This is a genomic window from Tsuneonella mangrovi (genome assembly GCF_002269345.1).
Lineage (GTDB): Bacteria > Pseudomonadota > Alphaproteobacteria > Sphingomonadales > Sphingomonadaceae > Tsuneonella > Tsuneonella mangrovi.
In genome coordinates this window covers 390,876-416,784 of record NZ_CP022889.1, presented here as the reverse complement: position 1 = coordinate 416,784, position 25,909 = coordinate 390,876, and the positions used below count along the sequence as shown (strand labels likewise).

The window sequence follows — 25,909 nt, the reverse complement described above, 5'->3', positions numbered from 1 at the left end:
CGCTATCTCCCGCTCCCGCCGGCCTAATTGCAGTGGGAGCGGGCGATCTACACGTTGCATCGCGCGCGCGCGGCGCATAGCTGGTCAGGCATGGAATTTTCCTCGACCCTGCTGGTGATGGTCGGCCTGCTGCTGGCAGCGTGGACAGCTGCCGCGGCGTGGCTGATGATTGCTGCCGCCGCCAAGGCGCGCGGGGCCGACAATGCCCGCAAGGCCGCGCGGCGCATGGCCCGCATCATCGATGAAGCTCCGGCGATTCCGCTGGTCGTGCGTGTCGATGGGCGGATCGAAGGGAGCGAGCGGCTTGCCGGATGGCTGGGGCTGCCCAAGCTGCCGCAATATCTCAGCGAGCTCCACGCCGGGCAAGGCAACGGCCTTACCAAGCAACAGGTCACCGAGCTGGCAGAACACGTCAACCGTACCCAAAAGACCGCAGCGCCGTTCAGCATGGCGCTATCTGTCCCTGGATCGGAGCGAAGCTTCGCAGTGCGCGGGACGCTCGCCGATCCGCAGGTCTCACCGGGTGGCGCTGCGCTGTTGTGGATCTTCGACTTCTCAGACAGCGAGAGCGAACTCTCCCGGCTGCGAAGCGAAGCGGCCCGGGCGCGGAGCGATTTTGCTGCGCTGGTCGGGTTGATCGAAGCAGCCCCGATGCCGATGTGGTTTCGCGGCCCCGATGCCAAACTGCGCCTCGTCAACGCTGCTTATGTCGCAGCTGTCGCGGGCGATAGCGCCGATGCGGTGGTCGAAGCGCAGACCGAGTTGATCGAATCGGTCGATGGTCTCACAGCCGCGCAGATTGCGTCTCAGGCAGCGGAGCAACGCAGGCCGATCGAGCGTATCGTAGCAACGACGATCAGTGGTCAGCGGCGCTCGATGCGGGTAAGCGACTTGCCGCTCGGCGATGAAGGCGTGGCCGGCTACGCGGTCGATATCGAGGAAATGGAAGAGCAAGGTCGCGCGTTCCGAGCCTATCGCGATGCGCAGCGCCAGATGCTCGACCAGCTCGGCGTAGGCATCGCGCAGTTCGATCCCGACCGAAGGTTGGCATTTGCGAACCAGGCCTTCCGCCGCACGTTCACGATGCGCTCGGGAGCAGGCCCGGGCCTCGAATTCGAACGCTTCATGCGCGAATCGCGCGAGGCAGGTCGAACCCCGGAGGTTCGCGATTTCCCTGCCTGGCGCAGCGAACGCATCGAGTGGTTTGCGGCGGATGAACCGGCCGAAGAGAACTGGCCGCTGGCTGACGGCACGCACCTGCGGATCGTCGCGCAGCCGATGCCCGACGGTTCGCTGGTATTGATTGCGGAAGATCGCACCGAACAACTCGCATTGTCGGCGACGCGCGACACCTTGTTGCGTACCCGTACCGCGACTTTCGACAGCCTGTTCGAGGCGCTCGCGGTGTTCGCACCCGATGGCCACATGCAGTTGTGGAACCGCAGGTTTGCAGGGGCGTGGGGCCTTGAGGGTGAACAACTCGACGAGCATCCGACGGCGGAGGAATTCGTTGTCATGTTGGCTCCGTTGCTGACCAAGCCGAAGCAGGCGCAGGCGATTGGCGAAGTGGTGCGCGGGGCGACGCTCGACCGCAAGCAAACCGCTGGCCGTGTCGCGTTGAAGGATGGTCGGACGCTGGAAATCGCCGGGGTCCCGCTTCCGGATGGCAACGGCTTGCTGACGGTGCTCGACATCACCGATTCGCAAATGGCCGAAGATGCGCTGCGCGAGCGCAACCAGGCACTCGAGGCTGCGGACGAGGTCAAGACACGGTTCCTCGCCAACATGAGCTATGAGTTCCGCACTCCGCTGACTTCGATTGGCGGATTTGCCGAATTGCTCGAAGCAGGGGTGGCGGGCGAGCTTTCGGAGCAAGGCAAGGAATACGTCGCGGCGATCCTCGAATCGGTCCAGCGGTTGACCACGCAGGTCGAAAACGTCCTCGACCTCTCGCAAAGCGAAGCGGGGCTGCTGCCGATTTCGAAGGAACGGATCGAGTTGCTGCCGTTCGTCACGCAAATCGTCCGCGAGCGCGAGCAAGCGATCACCGGTAAGGGATTGAGCCTCGACCTGCGCGGTGGCGGTACGGCGAAGATTTCCGCCGACGAGCGCCAGTTGGGCCGGGCGATAGGTCAGCTACTCGATAATGCGATCGATGCGACGCCGAACGGCGGAAAGATCCTCGTCGACCTCTCTCGCAAGAGGGACGGGGTGCACATCGTCATTTCGGACAACGGACGCGGGATGTCGCGCGAGGAATTATCACGCGCGCTCGACGGCCTCAGGACCGGTGCTGACGGCAAGCTCGAACGCCGACAGGGGCTTGGCATCCCGCTTGCCCGCCAGTTGATCGAAGCGCATGGCGGCACACTCGAGATGCTGTCGCAAAAGGGCGCCGGGACGACCGCGACGATTTTCGTTCCGTGATCGTCGATCTCCCCGACATTGCAGCAATGGAAGTGTTCGGCGCACGGATCGCCGGCCAACTCCGGGTCGGCGATGTCGTGGCGCTGTCGGGCGACCTCGGGGCGGGGAAAACGACGCTTGCAAGAGCGATCATTGCCGCACTCGGTCACCGGAGCGAAGTTCCCTCGCCAACTTTCACGATTATCGAGACCTATGACGCGCTCGATCCGCCGCTCGTCCATGCAGACTTCTACCGCCTGGAGCGACCGGGCGAAATCGAGGAACTTGGCCTCGACGACTACCGTGAAGGTGCCGCACTTATTGCCGAATGGCCCGAAAACGCGGGCGGGTTTGCGCAGGAGCCCGGGTGCCTGTCGGTAACGCTCGAAAATGCGGGCGAGGGCAGAACAGCGATTGTCTTGCCCGGTTCATCTTGGCTAGGGCGCGAACCATGAGCGACCTGCCCGACGGGATTCACGCCTTTCTCGCCCAGTCCGGTTGGGGCAATGCCGCAATCGACCCGATCCCCGGTGACGCGTCGTTTCGCCGCTACTTCCGAATTGCCGACGGCGAACGCAAGGCGATGTTGATGCATGCGCCGCCGCCGCACGAGGACCCGCAGCCGTTTCTCGATGTAGCCGCCTGGCTCTCGCAGCACGACCTGCGCGCGCCGCAGATTTTCGCCGCTGACGGAGCACAAGGTTGGGTCCTGCTCGAGGACTTCGGCGACGACCGGATGCGCGACTGGCTCGATGCCAATCCATCTGGCGAAGACGGAGCCTACGCGGATGCTGTGGCGGTTCTCGCAACGCTACACCGCTGCGCGCCCGGACCTTTCCCGCCCTACGACTTGGCAACCTACCAGCGCGAAGCGGGCCTGTTCACTGAATGGTACTGCCCGGCGATGGGCCTCGAGGTTGATGCGGACGGCTACGTCGCGGCTTGGGAAGAAGCGCTCGCGCCCATGCTTGCTCGCCAGCTGCCCGGAGTAACCGTGCTGCGCGACTACCACGCAGAGAACATCATGCTGCTTGGCCCGGACCTACAAGGGCGAGGGCCGCAAGGCCTGATCGACTTCCAGGATGCGCTCGTCGGCCACCCGGCTTATGACTTGGTTTCATTGCTCCAGGATGCGCGGCGCGACGTCAGCCGCGAGCTGGAAGCGGCGATGCTGGCGCATTATCGCGAGCTTGCGTCCCCGGACGCCGATTTCGATGCCGATTACACCCGGCTCGGCGCGCAGCGGAACGCCAAGATCGTCGGTATCTTCGCCCGGCTATGGAAACGTGATGGCAAACAGCGTTACCTTGCTTACATTCCGCGCGTCTGGGAAGCGATGGAACGCGATCTCGAGCATCCGGCGCTCGCCGCGGTTGCCGCGTGGTTCGATGCCAATATCCCGCGCAATATCCGCGACGACTTTGGCGGAGAGTTGATGTGAGCGGGCTCGCTTCGGATACCGCGATGGTTATGGCGGCAGGCCTCGGCAAGCGAATGCGTCCGCTCACCGCTGCGCAGCCCAAGCCGATGGTCCGCGTCGCAGGCAAGGCGCTGATCGATCACACGCTCGACCGCCTCGCCGAAGCCGGGATTGGCCAGGCGGTGGTCAACGTCCATTACCTGGCCGACTCTCTCGAAGCGCACATCAAGGGCCGCAAGACACCGAAGGTGACGATCTCCGACGAGCGCGAAGCCTTGCTCGAAACCGGCGGCGGGATGGTCAAGGCGGTGAACGCTGGCCTGCTACCCGATCCGTTCTTCTGCCTCAACGCCGACAACATCTGGCTCGACGGGCCGCGCAATGCCTTCCTCGAACTGTCCGAGTTGTGGGACGCAAAGCGGATGGATGCGCTGTTGTTGGTGGTGCCGCATTCCCGTGCCAACAACTTCACCGGGCAGGGCGACTTCCATATGGACCCGCACGGGCGGCTCACCCGGCGACGCGCGGGACGGATCGCGCCGTTCATCTACACCGGGATCCAGATCGTGAGCCACCACCTGCTGCGCGATGCGCCGGAAGGGCGCTTCGGCACGATGCAATTGTGGGAACGGGCGATCGAGGAGGAGCGCCTGTTCGGCGCCAGCTTCACCGGGCAATGGTTCGAGGTTGGCACGCCGCAAGCGATCAAGCCGACCGAAGCGGTGCTGAAGGGTGTCTGAGGCGAAGCAACCAAGCGTCTATTCGATCGCCGCGCACCGCGGCTTTGCCGATGCCCTGGTAGCCGGTCTGATCCCGCGATATTCCGAACCCGAATTCGGCCTTGCCCGGCTGACCCTGCTGCTTCCTTCGACCCGCGCAGCACGGACTGTGCAAGAGGCCTTCATCCGCGCTTCCGGCGGCGGGATGCTGATGCCGCGAATGGCGGTGGTGGGCGACCTCGACCTCGACGAAACGCTCGGCGCGTTGCTCGACCCGCTGGGAGCGGCAGACATCGCTCCTGCGGTCGATCCGACTCGGCGCTGGCTGCGGCTCGCCGAAATCGTGCGCGAGGAACTGGGCAAGGATGCACCTCGCGGCTCGGCGCTCCTCAGGCTCGCCCGAGACGTTGCGACAACAATGGACCGCTTGCTGGTCGAAGACATCGGGCCCGAAGAGCTGCTTGAGGAACGCGTCGTCGGGATTGTCGGCGAGCTGGCGGGCCATTGGCAGAGGGCGACTCGGCGGTTTGCCAGGGTTCAGGCGAAATGGCTCGCCGAACTGGACGCCAGCGGAATGACCGATGCCGCTACGCGCCGCAATCGCCTGTTCGATTTTGCCGCTCGGCGCTGGCGCGAGGCACCGCCGCCGACGCCGATCGTGGCCGCCGGTGTTACCAGCGCGGCACCTGCGCTCGCACGGCTGCTGCGCGTCGTATCCGAGCTGCCCAAGGGCGCGGTCATCCTGCCGGACCTCGACCTCACGATGTCAAGTGAGGTTTGGGACGAGCTCGGCGCTGCCGGGGCCAGCGACAACCCGGGCGACCCGCCGTTCGGCGAAGGCGATGCGGTTGCCCATCCGCAGTACCACCTCAAGCTGTTGCTCAACCGGATGGGGATCAACCGGGACGAAGTGCTGCCGTGGCACCGCCGGGGTTTGGCCGCTGCCGAGCCCGAGCGCAGCCATGCTGTTTCGAGCCTGTTCCAGCCACCGCAGGCGAGCAAGGCATGGGTCGACCTGCCACCCGAAAAGCGTCGCCTGGCAGGCGTCAGGATCATGGAAACCGCAAACCCCGAGGAAGAAGCACAAGCGATCGCGCTGCTCATCCGGCAAGCGGTCGCCGAACCTGAGAAGAGAGTGGCGCTGGTCACGCCCGACCGTCCATTGGCCCGCCGGGTGGTGCAGCACTTGCGCCGCTGGAACCTGGAGGCCGACGATTCGGCCGGGCGATCGCTGACAATCACCGCCGCCGGGCGGATGCTGCTGCAACTGGCGGAAGTCGCTGCCGAACGCGCTGCTCCCGTCGCGTTGATCGCCGCTCTGTCCAACCCGCTCGTTCGCATGGGGGACCGTCGCGGGGCATGGCTCGATTGCGTCCGCGCGTTCGAGGAATGCCTGCGCGGGCCGCGCCCAGCTCCGGGTCTCGGCCCTTTGGCGGGGATCGCCGAAGAAGCGCAAGTTACCGATTGGTGGAATGAAACCGCAACAATCCTCGATCCGCTTTGCTCAGAACAGACGTTGCCTCTCGCCGATTGGCTCGACCGACTTGCCGCAACCGGCGAAGCGCTATGCGGCGATGCCCTGTGGAGCCGCGAGGACGGCCGTGCCTTGGGGCAATTCGTCGAGGACCTTCGGTCGCACGCGCGCGATGTTGGAACCCTGATCGAGGCAGACGAAATCCACGCTGCGCTCGCCGATGCGATGGAAGCCATTTCGGTCCGTCCACCTTATGGCGGCCACCCGCGCGTCGCGATCTACGGCCTGATCGAATCGCGCATGGCTCGTGCCGACCTTGTGATCTGCGGCGGGCTCAACGAAGGCACCTGGCCTGCTCGTCCGGCAACGGATCCTCTGCTTCCTCCGGCAGTTTTGCGTGCACTCGGGGTTCCTGGCGCGGACTTCCGCATCGGCCTTTCCGCGCACGATCTCGCCGCAGCATTGGGCGCGCCTGAAGTCGTGTTGAGCCGTGCGCGGCGCGACGAAAGCGGGCCGGCTATCGCTTCGCGTTTCCTGCTGCGTGTCGAAGCGATCTTGGGCGATCTTCTCGACCGGCATCGGGAACGCGGTTCGGTTCGGCTTGCGCAAGCGATCGATAATGCCGAGCCGGCCGCGCGATATCCGCGCCCGGCTCCCGATCCAGGGCCCGAACAGCGCAGGGTCGCGGTTAGCGTGACAGCGCTCGACCGACTGCGCGCCGACCCATACCAGTTCTACGCGTCCTCGATCATGGGCTTGCGCGAGCTCGATGCGCTCGATGCCGAGCCCGGCCCGGCGTGGCAGGGCGAACTGGCGCATGCGATCCTCGAGGAATGGCACAAGACCGGGCGCGATATCGAGGTTATCGCCGAAGAACAGCTTGCCAAGATGCACGCCCATCCGCTGACCCGTGCGCTCTGGCGACCGCGGCTGATGAAAGCGCTCGAGTGGGTCCAGAACCGCATTGCCGGCGATCCGACGCGAACTCCCGAACTGTTCGAAGCATGGGGCACAATCGAATGCCGCGGGGTCACCATACGGGGGCGGATCGACCGGCTAGACCGGCTCGAAGACGGCAGCTTTGCCGTGGTCGATTACAAGACCGGCTCGCCGCCCAGCGGCGCGCAAGTCGAGGCAGGCTACGCGCTCCAGCTCGGGACGCTCGGATTGATGGTCGAGAACGGCGCGTTTCCCAGCGTAACGGGCAAAGCGACGCGGTTCGAATACTGGTCGCTGGCGCGCAGCAAGGACAGCGAAACCGGGTTCGGCTACGTCAAGACGCCGCTCAAGGTCGACGGTGCGCGCGGCGGACTCGATCCAGATGCATTCCTGCCCAAGGCGCAGGAGTATCTCGACGATGCGCTCGACCGATGGATCCTTGGCCGTGAGGCGTTCACTGCGCGGTTGAACCCCGACGCAGACGGATATGCGACGTACGACCAGCTCATGCGCCTCGATGAATGGATGGGCCGCGAGACATGAGCGGCAAGGTGTTCCCGCTCACCGACGCGCAAGCAAAGGCAGTTGAGCCTGCGGACAGCGTATGGCTCTCGGCTTCGGCCGGGACCGGCAAGACCCAGGTGCTCTCTGCGCGTGTGCTTCGGTTGCTGTTGAGCCCGAATGTCAGGCCATCGGAAATCCTCTGCCTGACATTCACCAAGGCCGGTGCTGCCGAGATGGCCGAGCGGGTTAATACCGTGCTCGCCCGGTGGGTCCGCCTCAAGCCCGAAGCGCTTGCAAAGGAGCTCAAGGACATCGGCGCGCCGGTCGACCCGGAAACGCAAGCGCGCGCCCGGACATTGTTTGCGAGCGTCCTAGATTGCCCGGGCGGAGGCCTGCGGATCGACACGATCCACGCGTTTTCGCAATGGTTGCTGGCGGCGTTCCCGGAAGAGGCGGGCCTCGTGCCGGGCAACCGCCCGATGGAAGATCGTGATCGCGAAACCCTTGCGCACACTGTCCTTGCAGAGCTGGTCGCCGAGGCGGAAGCGCGCGGCGATGCTTCGGTAATCGAGCCGCTCGCGCAACTCTCTTTGCGGTTTGGGCCCGATGGTGCGCGGGCTTGGCTGATGCGCTGCGCGCAGGCGCACGAAGCATGGTTCGGCCCGGGAAGCTGGCAACCGCCGATGCGTGCGCGCGTCTCGCAATTGCTCGGGCTTGATGCAGATGCCGGAGAGGCGACACTAGCTCAGCTTTGTACGGACGAGATCTTCGATGTCGTCGCGCTCAGGTCGATGCTCGCCGCGAACGAGGCGTGGGGGACAAAGACCGCAGACGCTTCGATCGTGGCAATTGGGGACTTCCTTGCAGCGGTTGGAGCCGACAGGGTTGCTGCAATCGCTCCGATGCAGGTTGCTCTGTTTACGCAAAAGGGGACCGCGCGATCGCTCTCCAGCCTCGAAAAGCAGGCGTCAGACTATCAGGAATTGTCCAACCGCGTTCTCGCATCGATCGACCGTGTCCGTACAGTGCAGGTGCTGCTTGAGCTGGTCGACTGGATCGCTCCCGCGCTCGAAATCGGCCGCAAGTTTGCGTTGGCGTGGGATGCGGCCAAACAGCGCGAAGGCTTGATCGATTTCGACGACCAGATCCGTCGCGCGGCGGAGCTGCTGAGTGATTCCGACCTCGCTGCGTGGATCCGCTACAAGCTCGACCGCCAGTTCGACCATATCCTCGTCGACGAGGCACAGGATACCAACGCGGCCCAGTGGTCGATTATCGATGCGCTGACCGGAGACTTTTTCTCCGGGCAAGGGCAGCATGACGGCAAGCTGCGGACCATTTTCGTGGTCGGTGATTACAAGCAGGCGATCTTCGGGTTTCAGGGCACCAGCCCAAAGCATTTCGAAGCTGCACGGCAGCGGTTTCGAGATGAAATGCGCGCGGCAGCGGAAAACGCCCGCGAACTGCGCAGCAATGTCCGTGCACGCGAGTTGCTCGAATTGGGCCTTGGGCGGTCCTATCGCACAGCGCAGCCAGTGCTCGATTTCGTCGACGCCGCGATCAAGGCGATCGGACCTGACAATTTCGGCCTGCCCGAACGCGCCGATCCGCACGTCAGCCACACATCGGGCCTGCCCGGTCTCGTGGGCCTGTGGCAACCTGTCTCGGGGCAAACGGACGATACTGACGATGACGGCCCGGATGAATGGCTGTCCCCGCCCGAGCGCACGATGGCCAACCGGATCGCCGATCAGGTCAAGATGTGGCTCGACGAGGGTTTTCCTCTGGCCAAGCATCGCCGCAATGCTCAGCCGGGCGACATCATGGTGCTCGTACGCAAGCGGAGCGAACTGGCCGGCCTGATCGTTGCCCGGCTGCACGCGGCGGGCGTGCCGGTGGCAGGGGTCGATCGATTGCGCCTGGGCGCGCCGCTCGCGGTGCAGGACCTGATGGCCGCACTGCGCTTTGCTGCGCAGCCGCGCGACGACCTCAGCCTTGCCAGCCTGCTCGTTTCACCGCTGATCGGGTGGAGCCAGCAGGACTTGCTCGATCACGGTTGGCGCAAGAGAGGCGTGGGGCTGTGGGACCATATCCGCAGCGGCGCGGCTCCTCGCCAGCGTGAGACCGCCGAGCGGCTGCGCGGGTTGTTGCAACGGGCCGACTTCGAGCCGCCGCAAGCCTTGCTCCACTGGATCCTCGTCGGGCCGTGGCAGGGCAGGAAGGCGATCGTCTCCCGCCTCGGTCACGAAGCGAACGATCCGGTGAACGAACTGCTCAATGCGGCGAGCGCCTATGCCAGCGCACATACGCCCAGTCTTGCCGGTTTCATCGCCTGGTTCGACGCCGGGGATGCCGAACTCAAGCGCGAGGCCGACGGCGGCGGAGGACTTGTGCGGGTGATGACGGTGCACGGCAGCAAGGGGCTGCAGGCGCCAATCGTCATCCTCGCCGATGCAACCGGCAACCCCGACAGCTCGCGTACGCGCGGGCTGACGTTGGCGGAGGATCTCCCGGATGGTGAAGGGCGCACCGTTCCCTTGCCGAACCTGCGCAGCGAAGAGAAAGTCGGTCGCATCGAAGCGGCGGAAACGGCAATGTCCGCAGCCGAGCGGGAGGAACATTGGCGATTGCTATACGTCGCCATGACCCGCGCCGAGGAGGCGTTGTTCCTCGGCGGTCCCCTCAAGAAACGAGAAACCGAACCGGCACCTGATTCGTGGTACGCGCGGCTCGCTCCGCTGTTTACCGATGACGAGCTGACCGATCCGATCTGGGGTGCGCGGCGGCAACTTGGCGAAATGTGTTCCCTAACTTTCGCAAAGGACGCAACAGAGCGAACGGAGGATGTCGATCTCCCGGCGTGGGCGGTGACGCCTGTTGGATCTGAACCGCGCCCTCCGCGCCCGCTGGCACCGTCGTCCGCCGGTGGCGAGCAAGGCGCAGACCCTCCGCTACCACCCGAAATCGCCAAGACTGCTGCCCGGCGCGGGGTGCTGATCCACCGCCTGCTGGAGCGTTTGCCCGACATCGCAGCGACACAACGCGAAGATGCTGCCCGGCAATGGCTTGAGCGACAAGCCGGAGACCTCGAGAGGGAAGAGCGTGAGGATATGCTAGCCGCTGCGATTGCAGTGCTTGCAGAGTCCGAATTCGCCGACATTTTCGCACTTGGGGCTCTGGCCGAAGTTCCGCTGGCTGCCACTGTCGATGGGCAGGTAATAGCCGGGACGGCGGACCGCCTTCTGGTCACGGCGGAAGAGGTAACCGTGGTCGATTTCAAGACCGCGCGTCGGCCGCCTTCCAGGCTCGAAGACGTGCCCGAGACAACGTTGCGACAGATGGCGGCTTATTCCGCGGCGCTCGAAGCGATCTATCCCGGGCGATCAGTCAGGGCGGCAGTGCTCTACACCCAGACACCGCAGCTGATCGCGATACCTGCGGAGATGCTGGCAGCGCGCAAGAGCGGCTTGTCGACCGCGTCGGAAAGCTATGCACAGCCAGCGCTTGAGTAACGCTGCGACGACCCTAAATTGGTGCACGAAGAGACATCCAGGAGATTTTTCATGGCAACCATCGCAGTCACCGACGCCAGCTTCCAGTCCGACGTGCTGGAATCCGGCAAACCCGTGCTGGTCGATTTCTGGGCAGATTGGTGCGGCCCATGCAAGATGATTGCCCCCTCTCTGGAGGAAATCTCCGACGAACTGGCTGACAAGGTGACCATCGCCAAGATGGACATCATGGAAAACACCGGCGTTCCCGGACAGATCGGCGTTCAGTCGATCCCGCTGATGGTCCTGTTCAAGGATGGCAAGCCGGTCGCCCAGAAGCTCGGCGCTGCCCCCAAGGGCCAGCTCAAGCAGTGGCTCGAAGGCGAGCTCTAGGGCGCTTTCCCGACAAGCGGTTCGATGAGCTTGCGATAGTCGTCCCATAGTGCAGGGCTCGATGCCGCGAGCAATCCGGGGCGTGCGTGCTCGTCGACGCGATAGCTTCCGCCGTCGTATCGGGTTGCCTTGCCGCCCGCTTCGTTGAGCCACAGGACACCGGCCGCGTGGTCCCACGGCAGGGTCCGGTTGAAACTCGAGATGTCGTTTTCGCCGAGCGCGAGCCGGGGATATTGCTCGGCGGCGCAGCGCGGGATTTCGACGAGCCGGAAATGTGGCTCGATGTGCTCCTCGACCCATTTGACTTGATCGGGAGTGATGAATAGCTTGGAGATCGCCGCGATCGGCATGTTTTCGCCCGTCGCAGTTGAAGCGATCCGCTCGCCGTTCACGAAAGCGCCCTCGTTCCGCCGGGCATGGCAGAACCGCTGGTTTACCGGATCGTAGATCCACCCGCCGATCGTCTCTCCGCCATCGGCCAAAGCCACAATGATACCGAACGGAGTGCGTCCGTGGGCATAGTTGTGCGTGCCATCGACCGGGTCGATGATCCAGCACGCATCGGACAGGCGCTCGAGAACCGCAGGATTGGCGGCTGCGGCTTCCTCTCCGACCACGGCAACCCCGGGTGCAAGCTTGGTCAGCGCTTCGGTCAGGAACTCTTCGACTTCGCGATCGACTACGGTCACGAGGTCGCCCTTTGCCTTTTCCTCGATTTCGGATTCGGCGAGGTTTTGCCAGCGCGGCATCACCGAATTTTCCGCGGCGAAACGCAGGAGCGAGAGGATTTCTTCGTCGAGTGCAGTCATCAGGAACGGTAATCGGCGTTGATCGAAATATAGCCGTGCGTCAGGTCGCAGGTCCACACGGTGGCACGGCCTTCGCCGAGGCCCAGATCGACTTCGATCGAGATGTCCTGACCCTTGAGATGCGCGGCGACCGGCGCTTCGTCGTAGTCCGCCAAAGGCAGACCGTCCCTGGCCGCCCAGATTCCGCCGAACCCGATCGAGAGCGTGTCACGGTCGGCGGGCTCACCCGCCTTGCCGACGGCCATCACCACGCGGCCCCAGTTGGCATCCTCGCCGGCGATAGCGGTTTTCACCAGTGGAGAGTTGGCGACGGCCAGGCCGACCTTGCGAGCGCTTTCATCGGAAACCGCTCCGGATACCTTCACCGCGACGAACTTCTGCGCGCCTTCGCCATCGCGCACGACGAGGTGGGCGAGCTGGCGGCACACGTCATTGAGGGCAGCAGCGAACGCATCCGCGCCGGGATCGTCGAAAGAAGACAGCGCGGAATTGCCAGCCTTGCCGGTGGCAAATGCCAGCACGGTGTCGCTGGTCGATGTATCGGAATCCACCGTGATGCAGTTGAACGTCGCATCGCTCGCCGCCGACAACAGCTGTTGCAGGAACGCGGGCGCGACCGCAGCATCGGTAAAGATGTAGCCGAGCATCGTCGCCATGTCCGGTGCGATCATCCCGCTGCCCTTGACGATCCCGACCAGTTGCACCTTCGTGTCGCCGATCATTGCGCTGGCGGACGCGCCTTTGGCGAAGGTATCGGTTGTGCCGATCGTGAGGGCTGCGTCTTCCCAGGTGCATTCGGCGGCTGACAGGGCATTCTTGACGCCCTCGCGCGCCTTGTCCTTGGGCAGCGGGACGCCGATCACCCCTGTGGAGGATACGAACACCTCGCCGGGTGCGCAGCCGAGATGTTCGGCGACTTGCACCATGATCTGCTCGACCGCTTCGCGCCCGCGATAACCAGTGAAAGCGTTGGAATTCCCGGCATTGACCACCAATGCACGGGCCTTGCCATGCATCACTTGTTCGCGACCGAGTTCGACTTCGCTCGAACAGCACACGTTCTTGGTGAAGACTCCCGCAACAGCGGTCCCTTCAGCCAACTCGACATAGGTCAGGTCGCAGCGCCCCCAATCCTTGTATCCCGCTCGGGCAATATGCGGCGTTGCTCCAGTGATGGGAGGCGCATCGGGGAAGGGGCGGGCGAGGGGGGAACGTTCGAGGTCCATACGCCTGCGCGCATAGTGCGGACCGAGCGTGCGAACAACGCCCAACAAACGAGAACAATCATCGGGCGCAGGCATCCACATCCGGACGGTGGACTAATTAACCCGGCGGCACTATCTAGCCCGCATCATGCTGAGACGCCTCCTTGCTGTCCTTGCGCTCATGTCCGGGCTCGCCGCGATTGGCGTTCCGGTGGAAGCACGCACGGTTGCGATCGGCGCCGAGCAGCAAATCGAAGCTCGGCAAGTCGCTGCAAGCGTTGGGCAAATCGCATCACTGGAGGCGCTAGCTCCGGCTGCGATCCGATCGACCGAGTGTACGGCGACGGGTTCCTTCGGCGATTTTCCGTCGCTCGATCATGTTGGCACGACGGTCCGCGTCGGTATCGACCGCGCGCGCGAATAGCGCACTACTCGATCATTTGAGCCGATTCACTCCGACTGGCCAGGCGCCGGGACGGAGCATTCCAATACAAGTCCGCCATCCGGACGATCCCGCTTTTCCAGGACGCAAAAGCCCATGTTCCAGAATATCGCCAAGTCGATCTTCGGCTCCGCCAACGATCGTTATGTCAAGTCGCTCGACAAGATCGTCAAGCAAATCAATGCTCTCGAACCGCAACTTCAGGAATTCACCGACGATGAACTGAAGGCACAGACGCAGAAGTTCCGCGACCAGCTGGCCGAAGGCAAGACACTCGACGACATCCTGCCCGAAGCTTTTGCCACGGTGCGCGAGGCGTCGGTCCGCGTGCTCGGGATGCGGCACTTCGATGTGCAGCTGATCGGCGGGATCGTGCTCCACCGCGGTGAAATCGCCGAGATGCGCACCGGTGAAGGCAAGACGCTTGTTGCGACTCTCGCCACCTACCTCAACGCGATCGAAGGTAAGGGCGTCCACGTCGTTACCGTTAACGACTACCTCGCCAAGCGCGACGCCGAATGGATGGGTCGCCTGCACCAGTTCCTGGGTCTGTCGATCGGCGTGATTGTTCCCGACCTCAGCGAAGAGGAACGGCGCGCGTCGTATGGCTCCGACATCACCTACGGCACCAACAACGAATTTGGTTTCGACTACCTGCGCGACAACATGAAGCACGAACGTGCCGACATGGTGCAACGCCCGTTCAATTTCGCGATCGTCGACGAGGTCGATTCGATCCTGATCGACGAAGCACGTACCCCGCTGATCATTTCGGGCCCGACCGAAGACAAGACCGACCTCTACATCTCGGTCGATGCGATCGTGAAAGGGGTCGACGAGAGCTTCTACGAAGCCGACGAGAAGACCAAGGGGATCACCTGGACCGAAGAGGGTGCGGAGAAGATCGAGGAACTGCTGGCGGACAGCGGCCTGCTCGAAACGCCGAATCTCTATGACGTCGAGAATACGCAGGTGGTCCACCACCTCGACCAGGCCCTGCGCGCCAACATCATGTACAAGCGCGACATCGACTACATCGTGAAGGACGGAAAAATCGTCATTATCGACGAGTTCACTGGTCGCATGATGGAAGGCCGCCGGTGGTCGAACGGCCTCCACCAGGCGGTCGAGGCCAAGGAAGGCGTCAAGATCGAGCCGGAAAACCAGACGATGGCTTCGATCACCTTCCAGAACTACTTCCGGATGTACCCCAAGCTGTCGGGCATGACCGGCACCGCGGCGACAGAAGCTGCCGAATTCTGGGACATCTACAAGATGAACGTGGTCGAGATACCGACCAACGTGCCGGTCCAGCGGATCGACGAGGAAGACGAGTTCTACAAGAACACGCAGGACAAGTTCCAGGCCATCGCCAAGGCAATCGCAGAAAAGAATGCGATCGGGCAGCCAGTGCTGGTCGGGACCGTTTCGATTGAAAAGAGCGAGCTGCTCAGCGAATTCCTCGACAAGGAAGGCGTCAAGCACTCGGTCCTCAATGCGCGTTTTCACGAGATGGAAGCGCATATCGTCGCCCAGGCCGGGCGACTCGGCGCGGTCACCATCGCGACCAACATGGCTGGCCGCGGCACGGACATCCAGCTTGGCGGCAACGTCGACTTCCGTATCGAGGACGAACTTAGGGACATCCCCGAAGACGATCCCAAGCGGCAGATCGAGATCGACCGGATCAAGGCCGAAGTCGCTGCCGAGAAGGCAAAGGTGCTCGAAGCCGGCGGGCTGTTCGTACTGGCGACCGAACGTCACGAGAGCCGCCGGATCGACAACCAGTTGCGCGGCCGCTCGGGCCGCCAGGGCGATCCGGGGCTATCGCGATTCTACCTCTGCTTAGAGGATGACCTGCTGCGGATATTCGGGCCGGACACACTGTTCGCGCGAATGATGAATTCGAACCTGGCCGACGGCGAAGCGATCGGATCGAAATGGCTGTCGAAGGCCATCGAGACTGCGCAGAAGAAGGTCGAAGCGCGCAACTACGATATCCGCAAGCAGGTCGTCGAATACGACGACGTGATGAACGACCAGCGCAAGGTGATCTACGAGCAGCGCGCCGAGATCATGGACAGCGAAGCGGTCGACGACGTGGTGATCGAAATGCGCCACGACACCGTCAACACGCTGGTGGGCGAGGCTTGCCCGCCGGGATCGTATCCCGAGCAGTGGAACGTCGAAGGGCTCAAGCAGCGGATCGAGGAAGTGCTCGGCATCACTCCGCCGATCGACGACTGGATGGAGGAGGACCACCTCGAACCTGAACTGATCGAGGAGCGGCTCCAGAAGATCACCGACGACCTGATGGAACAGAAGATCGCGCAGACCGACGCGGAAATCTGGAAGCGGCTAGAAAAGCAGATCCTGCTCGAACGGCTCGACCACCACTGGAAGGAACACCTCGCCACGCTCGACGCGCTGCGGCAGGTTATTTTCCTCCGGGCATATGCCCAGCAGCAGCCGATCAACGCCTACAAGCAGGAAGCCTTCGCTCTGTTCGAACGGATGATCGATGCGCTGCGCGAAGACGTGACTTCGATCCTGCTCAAGGCGGAATTCCGTTTTGCTCCGCCGCCGCCCGAATCGCTACCCGATCTGCCCGATTTCCTGACCGGCCATATCGAGCCGCTGCTCGGGATCGATGATTCGAATGACGGCGATGGCTCTGCCTCCCGCGCGGCTCTGTTCGGATCCCTGGCGGGTTCGCCGATGGCGCAGGCCAGCCCCGGAAGCCCGGGCGAAAACCCCTGGGCCGGACAGGACATCAGCCGCAATGCGCCGTGTCCGTGCGGATCGGGCAACAAGTACAAACACTGCCACGGTGCCGTGGGCGGGCAAGGTGCTGCGCGGAACGCCTAGTTCCGCGGTTGCCGGACCATCGGAACGAGGGGCGGGCTGTCCGGCTCGGGCCGGATAACCGCGCCCGTCTCCTCGAACCCGCACGAGCGGTAGAAGCCGGTGTTGTTCGGGTTCGAGTTCTCGAGGTACGCGGGGATTCCCTCCCGGTCGCAGGCATCGAGCACAGGCTGGATCAGCTTGCGCCCCAATCCCTTGCCTTGCGAACGCTGACGCACGCCGATGCTGAACAGGTAGGCGTGTTCGAAATGAGGATGGTTGGCGTCCATCGCGTTGCCGGTCTTGATCGCACGGATCAGGGCACCGGGGCCGGCATGGAGCAGGGTCGACCAGCCAATCGCAGCATAGTCGCCGAGGCTGAAGTCGGTATTTCCGCCCGGGAGCATCCACATGCATGCGCCTTCGTCGGCGTGGCGATAACAAAATCCGCGCGGCGTATAAATCCTCCGCGCCTGGTGGTGGAACAAGGCCGAAATCGCCGGAAACCTACCGACCATCCAGGCCATCATCGGATCGTTGCGGAAGGCGTCGGCAGTGATCTCGCCAATCTTGTCGGCCTCGTCGCTTAGCGAGCGGTGGAGTTCACCGCCAAGTTCGATTTGGTCTGCCTGCATCTGCCGAGCCTCCACCCTCTCCATTTTGACCTAGCATGGCCCGCCCGTGGCCGATAGAGCGCCCCCATGCCGGGTCTCGCAATCGCATTCTTCATCACCGCTCTGCTCTACGCCGCCGTCGGGTTTGGCGGGGGATCGACCTACAGTGCGCTTCTGGCGATGGCGGGTTTCGATTACCGCCTGCTGCCGGTGCTCTCGCTGGCGTGCAACATAGTAGTGGTTAGCGGCAGTTCGATCCGCTTTGCTCGGGCGGGGCTGACCCCATGGCGAGGCGCTATCCTGCTTACCGGAATTGCCGCTCCGGCGGCGCTGCTCGGCGGTTTGACCCCGATCGGGAAAGGGGCCTTCCTGACGATTCTCGGCGCAAGCCTTGTCCTTACGGGAATCACGCTGCTCTTGCCGCGCTCGTCCGCCAACGAAGGCGAACCGATGGCTGCGGCCAAGTATATGCCGTTTATCGCCGCGCCCATCGGATATCTCGCTGGCCTCGTCGGGATCGGCGGCGGTATCTTCCTTGCGCCATTGCTCCACCTCACGCGCTGGAACGGTGCAAAACAGGTCGCCGCGACGGCAGCGTTCTTCATCCTGGTGAATTCGATGTTCGGCCTTGTCGGCCAACTGACCAAGAGTGGGTTCGACCGGATCGGCGAGGCCGTGGGGCTTGGCTTGCCATTGCTGCTCGCGGTCGTGATCGGAGGGCAGATCGGCAGCCTGCTGGCGGTCCGCTTCCTGCCGCAGAAGGTCATCCGCTGGATGACCGCCGCGCTGACCATCTGGGTTGGCGGGCGCTTGCTGCTGGGAGTTTAGCGGAAAATGGCTCCCCGAGTTGGATTCGAACCAACGACCAAGTGATTAACAGTCACCTACTCTACCGCTGAGCTATCGGGGAGCAGCCGTGTCGGCAGGCGCGTGCCTATATGGGCGCTTCGAACCTTTGGCAACCCCGTGAATCGGGCGTTTTTCACACCGCAAACTGTTCGGCCACAATCCGCTCGTCGAGCGCGTGGCCGGGATCGAACAGCAGCACGAGCTGGTTCTCGCGGTCGATCTCGAGCTGCACTTCGGCGATGTCGCGGAATTCGTGCTGGTCGGCCACAGCGGATACCGGACGCTTCTCCGGTTCTTTGATGCGGAAAGTGACCTGGCTGCGCTCGGGAAGGATCGCTCCGCTCCATCGCCGCGGGCGGAATGCACTGATCGCGGTGAGCGCGAGAAGTTGCGAATCGAGCGGCAGGATCGGTCCGTTGGCCGACAGGTTGTAGGCGCTCGATCCAGCCGGGGTTGCCAACAACACACCGTCGCAAACGACTTCCGACAGGCGCACCTTTCCATCGACCGAGATTTCGATCTTGGCCGTCTGGCGGGTTTCGCGCAGCAGCGAAACTTCGTTGATTGCACGCGCCTCCACGCTGCTTCCATCACGGAGGGTGGCATTCATCTTGATCGGGGCAATCTGGAATGCCTTTGCCTTCGCGATCCGGTCGAGCAACTTGGCGGGGCTGCGATAGCGGTTCATCAGGAACCCGACCGTCCCGCAATTCATCCCGTAGGCCGGTACAATCCGGCTCGAATCGAGCATCCCGTGAAGCGTCTGGAGCATGAAACCGTCACCGCCGAGGACGACCACGGCATCAGCCCGTGACAGCGGTACCCAGTCGAATGCATCGCGCAGTACCAAGGCCGCCTCCTGCGCACGCTCCGTATCGGAAGCGAGCAGCGCCAGGCGGCTGAATTCTTGCTGGCCAGTCACTTGTGCCCCTCTCGCGCATTCACGCCCGCCTTGGCGTCGTTTCCGAAGCTAAGCGGCGCTGTCCCATTTGGCAACGCACCACACATGCGCCGCGCAACCTTCGCTCAATCGATCTAGGCTACGCTCGATGACGACGATGCCCGATCAACCCGCCCTCTCCTCGCGCGATGCCCTCACGGGCCTTGCGGATGCGGATCATGCCCGATCGCTGCTCGACCGGTGGTGCGGGGCTGCCGCGCAAGACACACGGCGAGTCCCGGTCCAGGCAATGATGCTCGGGCTGGGGCGGTTCGACACGATCAACCTCGCTTATGGCGAGACGGTCGGCGACAGCGCCCTCGTCGAAGTGGCTCGGCGGATTCGGCTGATGGCCGAAGACGAGTTCGAGGAAGGCGATTGGCTCGTCGCCAGGGCCGGGGGAGGGCAATTCCTCGTCGCCGCACGCGAGGCCTGCAGCCGCGAGCGTTGGCAATGGCTGGCCGAAGCGATGGCCGACGCGGTCGCCGCACCAATTTCCATTCCCGGTGGAACGCAAGCGGTGCGGCTATGGCCCCGCCTGGCGCTCGTCCGGGTGCTGCCTGGCGAGCGCAGCGAGCACGTGCTCGACCGCCTCGCCTCGACGCTCGAACGGGCGAAGGACCTGCCAGCGGCGCGTATCGCATGGGCCGGACATGTCCATGCGCTGCCTGGTCACCGCAGTGCCGAGCTTGAGGCGGACCTGCTGGCCGCGCTCGACCGCGACGAGATCGAGATCGCCATCCAGCCCCAGTATTCACTCGCCAGCGGTTGCTTGGTCGGTGGAGAGGCACTTGCGCGCTGGCAACACCCCACGATCGGCCGGATCGGTGCAGCGGCGCTGTTCGCGATTGCCGAGCGCGCCGATCATGTCGCGCACCTGTCGCGCCACATCGCCGAGCGATCGCTGGCGATCGCGGCGGACTGGCCTGCACCGCTGCGCCTGTCGCTCAACGTCACTCCAAACGATCTCGCGACCGCAAGCTTTGCCCGAGAATTTGCCGCGCTGGTATCTGAGTCCGGCTTTCCGCCTGAGCGCCTGACGCTCGAGATAACCGAGCACGTCCTGCTGACCGACCTCGAGAATGCGGCAGAGAAGCTCGGCCGGCTCGCAGAGGGCGGAATGCGGATCGCGCTCGACGATTTCGGCGGAGGGTTCTGCAACTTCGGATATCTCAAGTTGCTGCCGCTCGATTACCTCAAGCTCGACAGGTCGATGATCACCGGCATCGTCGAAGATGCACGTGATCGCGCAATCTTGCGGGCGATCGTTGCGATGGCCGACGCGCTCAAACTGAAGGTAATCGCAGAAGGTATCGAAACCGAAGAGCAGCGGGCAATCGTGGCAGAGGAAGGTTGCGAACTGTTCCAGGGCTTCCTGCGTTCGCCTCCGGTGAATGCGGCAGAGTTTGCCGCGCTTGCAAAAGCCGCTGTTGGCAAGGCTGGCTTGCCCCGGTGACGAGGGCATCGGGTTGGGTTAGGGAACTACCCTATCATGCTGACCCGGCTCTCTATCCGAAATATCGTGCTGATCGAGGCGCTCGAGCTCGAGTTTCGCGGCGGGCTCGGCGTGCTGACCGGCGAGACGGGGGCGGGCAAATCGATCCTGCTCGATGCGCTTGGACTGGTACTCGGTAATCGGGCGGAAACCTCGCTGGTGCGTGCTGGGGAAGACAAGGCAAGCGTGAGCGCAACGTTTGAATTCGCGCAGTTGCCAGGTACCGTCTCTGAAGTTCTCGACGATGCAGAAATCGAGTGCGAGCCGGGCGAGCCGTTGATCCTGCGCCGTTCGCTCAAGGTGGACGGAGGGAGCAAGGCCTTCGTCAACGACCAACCCGTCAGCGTCGCGCTGCTGCGTGATTTGTCTGCTGCGCTGGTCGAATTGCACGGCCAGCACGACGATCGCGGGCTCGTCAATCCGCGCGGGCACCGCTTGCTGCTCGACCGGTTTGCGGGAGCCGATGTAGCGGGAGTAGCGGCAGCTTGGATGGCTTGGCGCGCAGCGGAAGATCGCTTGGCCGCGGCCCGCGAACGGGTGGAGAATGCCAAGGCCGACCAGGACCTGCTGATCGCGCACCTTGCCGAACTGACAGCTATCGAACCGCAAGCCGGGGAGGAAGCGCGCCTCGCTGAAACCCGCGCCGCGATGCAGAAGGGCGAGCGCCTGTCGGGCGATCTCGAGGAATTGCGCCATTTGTGGGAAGGTTCCGATTCCCCGCTTGCGGCCATGCGCGTAGCAGCCCGGCGGCTCGACCGGATCGCTGCGGAACACCCACTGTTGACCGAAGCGCTCTCTGCGCTCGATCGTGCCGTAATTGAAGCTGGGGAGGCCGAAGACAAGCTCGCCGACGCTGCCGAAGCGCTGGTCCACGATCCGGCCGAGCTCGACCGTGCCGAAACCCGGCTGTTCGAATTGCGCGCGATCGCCCGCAAGCATCGCTGCGAAGTCGACGATCTACCGAGCAAGATGCGCGAATTCCGCGCGGCACTCGATTCGATCGAAGGCGGTGAAGCCGAGCTCGATGCCTTGATCGAAGCTGCGCGAAAGGCCGGGCAGACCTACCGGGACAAGTCATCGATACTGCACAAGGCACGGCTCGAGGCGGCGAAGGCGCTCGATGCCGCAGTCGCGGCCGAGTTGCCGCCTTTGAAGCTCGATTCCGCCCGGTTCCGGACGCTAGTGACCGAGCTGCCCGAAGAGCGCTGGAGCGCCAGCGGGTCCGACGCGGTCGAGTTCCTGATCGCGACCAATCCCGGCGCCGACTTCGCCCCTCTCGGCAAGATCGCCAGCGGCGGCGAGCTTTCGCGATTCATCCTTGCGCTCAAGGTGGCACTGGCGGAAAAGGGCGGGGCAGCGGCAATGATCTTCGACGAGATCGATCGCGGGGTCGGCGGCGCAGTTGCCAGCGCTATCGGCGAGCGCCTCGCACGACTCGCCGAGGGAGGGCAAGTGCTGGTCGTCACGCACAGCCCGCAAGTCGCCGCTCGCGGACGGACGCATTACGCGATCCACAAGACCAGCGAAGGAACCGTCACCCGCACATCGGTCAGCTTGCTGGACAATGACGCCCGTCAGGAGGAAATTGCACGGATGCTCTCGGGCGCGGAAGTCACCCCGGAGGCGCGCGCGCAAGCCGATCGGTTGCTCGAGGATTTGTGAAATATGCGCTCGCCGTTCTGGCCCTTGTCGTTGCCAGCGGATGCGCTGCGAGTAGCCCTTCCGTGACCACTCCAGTGCAATCCTCCGATTATTATGCGGGCGAAAACCTCTGGGGGACAGATGCGCACATGGCGGCGGGCAAACCCGATGCAGTTTTGCGTTACGGTTCGGGCAAGCGAGCATTCGGTGAATTGCGATTGCCGGTGGGGAGCGGACCATTCCCACTTGCGGTGATCTATCATGGCGGGTGCTGGAAGGCCGGGATCGCGACGCAAGCCTATATGACGCCGCTCGCGGCTTGGATGCAGCAGCACGGCATCGCCAGCCTCAATGTTGACTATCGCGAAGTTGGCGACGGCGGAGGCTGGCCCGGTTCGTTCGAAGACTGGCGCGCCTCGGCATCGCTGATCGACGAAATCGCGGTGAAATACCCGGTCGATCGCAACCGGGTGACGCTGGTCGGTCATTCGGCGGGCGCTCTACCGGCCCTGTGGCTTGGCGAGCCGCAAGGTGCCGATGGTCCGGTTGGCCCACAGGAACCGGTGGCAGCGCGCGCGGCAATTGTGTTCGACGGGCCCGGCGATGTCGGGGCCGAGCGCGAAGCATTCGACAAACTGTGCGACTTTCCCTCGGTCGATCCATTCATGGGTGGAACGAATGAGCAGGTGCCTGCACGCTACACGGCAATCTCGCCTGCAACCCATGCTCCGGCGCTCGCACAAGTCATGTTTGTGCAGGCGGTCCTGCCATCGCCGTCTGACACCACGCTGAAAGCGATCGGCGTGGCTGGCGCAGGCGTCTCGGTGGTCGAAAACCCCGGCGCCAGCCATTTCGCCATCGTCACTCCCGGCGACGAGACATTCGCCAAGAACGAGGCCGCGTTGCTGAAGGTGCTACACGGCGAATAGCGCGTCACCCATCGGCTGACGGCTCTTTCTGGCCAAGATAGATCAGCAGCATCATGTTCATCGCGCCAAAGAAGAACGATCCATAGAATGGCCCTTCGCCCAAAGGGGCTTGCCACAACTGGAATCCGGCCACGGCGACCGCCTGGAACAGGCCCCACCAGTTGAGAACCGCGCAGCCGATGCCGACTTTCGAATAGACCTTGGCCTTCTGATAAGCGGCAGCATCCCCCTTGCGGGCCCGCCATAACTCGACCGATCCCCACACCAGCATGACGCCAGTGGCGATTTCGAGTGCGAAGACGATCAGCATCCCGAGCAGGATCAGTGGCCCCGGCGGCACCGGCAGCAAGTCCACCGGATAGGCCTCGTGGCCTACCCTCCCGGTCGTGTATTCGAAAAAGGCCCGTGCAGCGCTCCAATTGGCGATATTGTGCGCCACGTAGAACAGCGCCATGACCCCAAGCGCGAGCGAAAACAGCGATTTGAGTGTACGGTCGATCATCGATTCCCCCTACGGTCAGTCCATCGATTTGCGACCCGCATCGGGCGGCTCTTTTCCCCGCCCTGCGCCTCGGGCATAGCAAAAGCGTGGGAATCGACAAAACATGACGCCTGACGATGTGGAAAAGCTGAGCGAGGCCGAGGCCGCGAACGAGCTGATGCGGCTCGCCAAGTCGATTGCTCATCACAACAAGCTCTATCACGCCGAAGACGCACCCGAGATCAGCGACCAGGAGTTCGATGCGCTTGTTCGCCGCAACACCGCGATCGAAGCGGCATTCCCGCAGCTCGTTCGTGCAGACAGCCCCTCCAAGGCGGTAGGGCACGAAATCGCCTCATCGCCGCTGTCCAAGATCAAGCACGCGGTTCGTATGATGAGCCTCGACAATGCGTTTTCGGACGACGAGGTGGCCGAATTCGTCGCTCGCGTGCGGCGGTTCCTGTCGCTCAACGAGGATGAAGCGATTGCCTTCACTGCAGAGGACAAGATCGACGGACTGTCGTGCTCGCTGCGCTATGAAGGCGGCAAGCTGGTGCAGGCATCAACCCGTGGCGACGGCGAGATCGGCGAAGACGTAACCACCAATGTCGCGCATATCGCCGATATTCCCCAACAACTTACCGGCGAGGCACCGGACGTGTTCGAAGTGCGGGGCGAGGTCTACATGGCGATCGCCGATTTCACGGCGCTCAACCATCGGCTGATGGATGAGGCTCGGGCCAAGGCAGGCGAAACGGGCGAGGATTTCGATCCCAAGAAGGTCCGCCAGTTCGCCAATCCGCGCAATGCCGCCGCCGGATCGCTGCGCCAGAAGGACTCACGCGTTACAGCTGAGAGGCCCCTGCGCTTCTGGGCCTGGGGGTGGGGCGAGACGAGCAAAGTTCCCGGTGAAACGCAGCACGAGGTGATGCAGCAGATCGCGAAGTGGGGCTTGCCAATCTCTCCGGGCCTGGCCCGTTGCGAAACGCTTGAAGACATGCTCGCCGCATATCGCAAGATCGCGGAAGGTCGTCCGTCATTGCCCTACGAAATCGACGGAGTGGTCTACAAGGTCGATCGGCTCGACTTCCAGCAGCGGCTTGGCTTCGTTGCCAAGGCACCGCGCTGGGCCATCGCCCGCAAGTTCCCTGCCGAACAGGCTGAAACCACGCTCGAGGCGATCGACATACAGGTGGGGCGTACCGGTAAGCTGACCCCTGTGGGGCGGCTCGCCCCGGTGCTTGTCGGCGGCGTGACAGTCACCAATGTCACGCTCCACAATCGCGACGAAATTGCCCGTCTCGGGGTCCGCCCCGGTGACCGGGTCAAGGTCCAGCGCGCCGGTGACGTGATCCCGCAAGTGGTCGAGAACCTGACGCGCGGCGAGGATCGTCCTGCGTTCGTGTTTCCCGACCATTGCCCCGAATGCGGTAGCGAAGCCGTTGCTGAGGAAGGTGAGGTCGATGTGCGTTGCACCGGCGGCCTGATTTGCCCCGCACAGCGGACCGAGCGGCTGAAACATTTCGTCAGCCGCGGTGCGCTCGATATCGACGGGCTGGGCGAAAAGACCATCGACCAGTTCTTCGCGCTGGGTTGGCTCGAAAGCCCGGCGGACATCTTCCGGCTGCACACCCGGCGCAGCGAGATCCTCGCACTCGACGGATGGCAGGACAAGTCTGTGGATAACCTGTTGGCAGCGGTGGAGAAAAGGCGTTCTCCGGATGCCCCGCGGCTGCTGTTCGGGCTTGGCATTCGCCACGTTGGCGCGGTGACAGCGCGCGACCTGATGAAGGGGCTGGGCGATATCCGCATTCTTCCTAAAAAATCTTCCGAATTTGCCGCGTATCGCGCGGAGCATCCGCGCGGCGACGATGAGAAGGAAAGTCCGTTCAACGCGCGGATGGTCGAGGCGGTCAAGCGCATCTTCGAGGTGCGGACCGATGGGATCGGGATTGCTGTCGGCCATGCACTGGCCGACTTCTTCCACGAACCACACAACCGGCGCGTGTGGTCGGAATTGTTCGAGCAAGTCGACCCACCGCTCTACGTTGTTGAAACAGTCGAGAGCAAAGTTGCCGGTAAAACAGTGGTTTTCACCGGAAAGCTCGAAACGATGAGCCGCGACGAGGCCAAGGCGCAGGCCGAACGACTCGGTGCCAAGGCAGCCGGATCGGTCAGTGCGAAGACCGACCTTGTCGTTGCCGGACCCGGCGCAGGGAGCAAGCTCAAGAAGGCCGCCGAACTGGGAATCGAGATTATCGACGAAGCGGCCTGGGCGAAAATCGTCAATGCCGCAAAATAACCGGCTTCAGCG

19 protein-coding genes and 1 tRNA gene are annotated in these 25,909 nt (G+C 63.6%); 14 read left to right on the top strand and 6 right to left on the bottom strand.

Going from position 1 to position 25,909, the window contains the following annotated elements:
• The first annotated feature begins 90 nt into the window (after nt 1–90).
• Genes CJO11_RS01985 through trxA form a run of 7 tightly spaced genes read left to right on the top strand, consistent with a single transcriptional unit; the run spans nt 91 to nt 11,346 of the window.
• Nucleotides 91–2,427 carry a sensor histidine kinase gene (locus tag CJO11_RS01985; RefSeq protein ID WP_095011209.1) on the top strand — a complete coding sequence of 779 codons (2,337 nt, stop codon included), beginning with the start codon at nt 91–93 and terminating at the stop codon, nt 2,425–2,427.
• The gene (tsaE, locus tag CJO11_RS01980; protein ID WP_095011208.1) at nt 2,424–2,861 is read left to right on the top strand and encodes a tRNA (adenosine(37)-N6)-threonylcarbamoyltransferase complex ATPase subunit type 1 TsaE; all 438 of its coding nucleotides are present in this window, start codon (nt 2,424–2,426) and stop codon (nt 2,859–2,861) included. Before CJO11_RS01985 ends, tsaE begins: the two co-directional genes overlap by 4 nt.
• On the top strand, nt 2,858–3,847 hold the full coding sequence (locus CJO11_RS01975; protein WP_095011207.1) for an aminoglycoside phosphotransferase family protein: 990 nt from the start codon (nt 2,858–2,860) through the stop codon (nt 3,845–3,847). The genes tsaE and CJO11_RS01975 overlap by 4 nt, the downstream gene beginning before the upstream one ends.
• Complete coding sequence (locus tag CJO11_RS01970) at nt 3,844–4,566, top strand: nucleotidyltransferase family protein (RefSeq protein WP_095011206.1); 723 nt, start codon at nt 3,844–3,846, stop codon at nt 4,564–4,566. Before CJO11_RS01975 ends, CJO11_RS01970 begins: the two co-directional genes overlap by 4 nt.
• Entirely contained in the window at nt 4,559–7,501 is a 2,943-nt protein-coding gene (gene addB, locus CJO11_RS01965) for a double-strand break repair protein AddB (protein WP_095011205.1), read from the top strand. The genes CJO11_RS01970 and addB overlap by 8 nt, the downstream gene beginning before the upstream one ends.
• Nucleotides 7,498–10,974: a double-strand break repair helicase AddA gene (gene addA / locus CJO11_RS01960; protein WP_095011204.1), complete on the top strand. Its 3,477-nt coding sequence runs from the start codon at nt 7,498–7,500 to the stop codon at nt 10,972–10,974. The genes addB and addA overlap by 4 nt, the downstream gene beginning before the upstream one ends.
• Before the next feature lie 51 nt (nt 10,975–11,025).
• Nucleotides 11,026–11,346 carry a thioredoxin gene (gene trxA, locus CJO11_RS01955; RefSeq protein WP_095011203.1) on the top strand — a complete coding sequence of 107 codons (321 nt, stop codon included), beginning with the start codon at nt 11,026–11,028 and terminating at the stop codon, nt 11,344–11,346.
• Here trxA and CJO11_RS01950 read toward each other — a convergent pair.
• Together CJO11_RS01950 and argJ are read right to left on the bottom strand one after the other, a co-directional pair.
• Nucleotides 11,343–12,155, bottom strand: a complete 813-nt coding sequence (locus tag CJO11_RS01950) for an inositol monophosphatase family protein (protein ID WP_095011202.1) — start codon at nt 12,153–12,155, stop codon at nt 11,343–11,345. The two genes, trxA and CJO11_RS01950, sit on opposite strands and share 4 nt — an antisense overlap.
• Complete coding sequence (gene argJ / locus CJO11_RS01945; RefSeq protein WP_095011201.1) at nt 12,155–13,381, bottom strand: bifunctional glutamate N-acetyltransferase/amino-acid acetyltransferase ArgJ; 1,227 nt, start codon at nt 13,379–13,381, stop codon at nt 12,155–12,157. The genes CJO11_RS01950 and argJ overlap by 1 nt, the downstream gene beginning before the upstream one ends.
• 127 nt (nt 13,382–13,508) lie before the next feature.
• Here argJ and CJO11_RS01940 point away from each other — a divergent pair, with 127 nt between their 5' ends.
• Both CJO11_RS01940 and secA read left to right on the top strand, forming a co-directional pair.
• Nucleotides 13,509–13,784: a hypothetical protein gene (locus CJO11_RS01940; RefSeq protein ID WP_150124958.1), complete on the top strand. Its 276-nt coding sequence runs from the start codon at nt 13,509–13,511 to the stop codon at nt 13,782–13,784.
• Between the two features lie 114 nt (nt 13,785–13,898).
• On the top strand, nt 13,899–16,670 hold the full coding sequence (gene secA, locus CJO11_RS01935) for a preprotein translocase subunit SecA (RefSeq protein WP_095011199.1): 2,772 nt from the start codon (nt 13,899–13,901) through the stop codon (nt 16,668–16,670).
• Here secA and CJO11_RS01930 read toward each other — a convergent pair.
• A complete protein-coding gene (locus CJO11_RS01930) occupies nt 16,667–17,281 on the bottom strand; it encodes a GNAT family N-acetyltransferase (RefSeq protein WP_205651086.1) in 615 nt (204 codons plus the stop codon). The genes secA and CJO11_RS01930 overlap by 4 nt on opposite strands.
• A gap of 66 nt (nt 17,282–17,347) precedes the next feature.
• Between CJO11_RS01930 and CJO11_RS01925 the strand changes: the two genes are divergently transcribed.
• Nucleotides 17,348–18,088, top strand: coding sequence for a sulfite exporter TauE/SafE family protein (locus CJO11_RS01925; protein ID WP_095011198.1), 741 nt, complete (start codon nt 17,348–17,350; stop codon nt 18,086–18,088).
• A 7-nt stretch (nt 18,089–18,095) separates the two neighbouring features.
• On the opposite strand, the gene CJO11_RS01920 is transcribed toward CJO11_RS01925, so the two are convergent.
• Together CJO11_RS01920 and CJO11_RS01915 are read right to left on the bottom strand one after the other, a co-directional pair.
• Nucleotides 18,096–18,170 (bottom strand) — tRNA-Asn (locus CJO11_RS01920).
• 72 nt (nt 18,171–18,242) lie between these two features.
• A complete protein-coding gene (locus CJO11_RS01915) occupies nt 18,243–19,031 on the bottom strand; it encodes an NAD kinase (protein ID WP_095011197.1) in 789 nt (262 codons plus the stop codon).
• Between the two features lie 127 nt (nt 19,032–19,158).
• On the opposite strand from CJO11_RS01915, the gene CJO11_RS01910 reads away from it, so the two are divergent.
• The 3 genes from CJO11_RS01910 (at nt 19,159) to CJO11_RS01900 (ending at nt 23,114) form a co-directional block, all read left to right on the top strand.
• The gene (locus tag CJO11_RS01910; protein ID WP_095011196.1) at nt 19,159–20,505 is read left to right on the top strand and encodes a GGDEF domain-containing phosphodiesterase; all 1,347 of its coding nucleotides are present in this window, start codon (nt 19,159–19,161) and stop codon (nt 20,503–20,505) included.
• Nucleotides 20,506–20,541: 36 nt separating this feature from the next.
• Nucleotides 20,542–22,206 carry a DNA repair protein RecN gene (gene recN / locus CJO11_RS01905; protein WP_095011195.1) on the top strand — a complete coding sequence of 555 codons (1,665 nt, stop codon included), beginning with the start codon at nt 20,542–20,544 and terminating at the stop codon, nt 22,204–22,206.
• Between the two features lie 62 nt (nt 22,207–22,268).
• A complete protein-coding gene (locus CJO11_RS01900; RefSeq protein WP_150124957.1) occupies nt 22,269–23,114 on the top strand; it encodes an alpha/beta hydrolase family protein in 846 nt (281 codons plus the stop codon).
• A 4-nt stretch (nt 23,115–23,118) separates the two neighbouring features.
• On the opposite strand, the gene CJO11_RS01895 is transcribed toward CJO11_RS01900, so the two are convergent.
• Nucleotides 23,119–23,616: a DUF2165 family protein gene (locus tag CJO11_RS01895; RefSeq protein WP_095011193.1), complete on the bottom strand. Its 498-nt coding sequence runs from the start codon at nt 23,614–23,616 to the stop codon at nt 23,119–23,121.
• Nucleotides 23,617–23,719: 103 nt separating this feature from the next.
• Here CJO11_RS01895 and ligA point away from each other — a divergent pair, with 103 nt between their 5' ends.
• Nucleotides 23,720–25,897: an NAD-dependent DNA ligase LigA gene (gene ligA, locus CJO11_RS01890; protein ID WP_095011192.1), complete on the top strand. Its 2,178-nt coding sequence runs from the start codon at nt 23,720–23,722 to the stop codon at nt 25,895–25,897.
• The last annotated feature ends 12 nt before the right edge of the window (nt 25,898–25,909 follow it).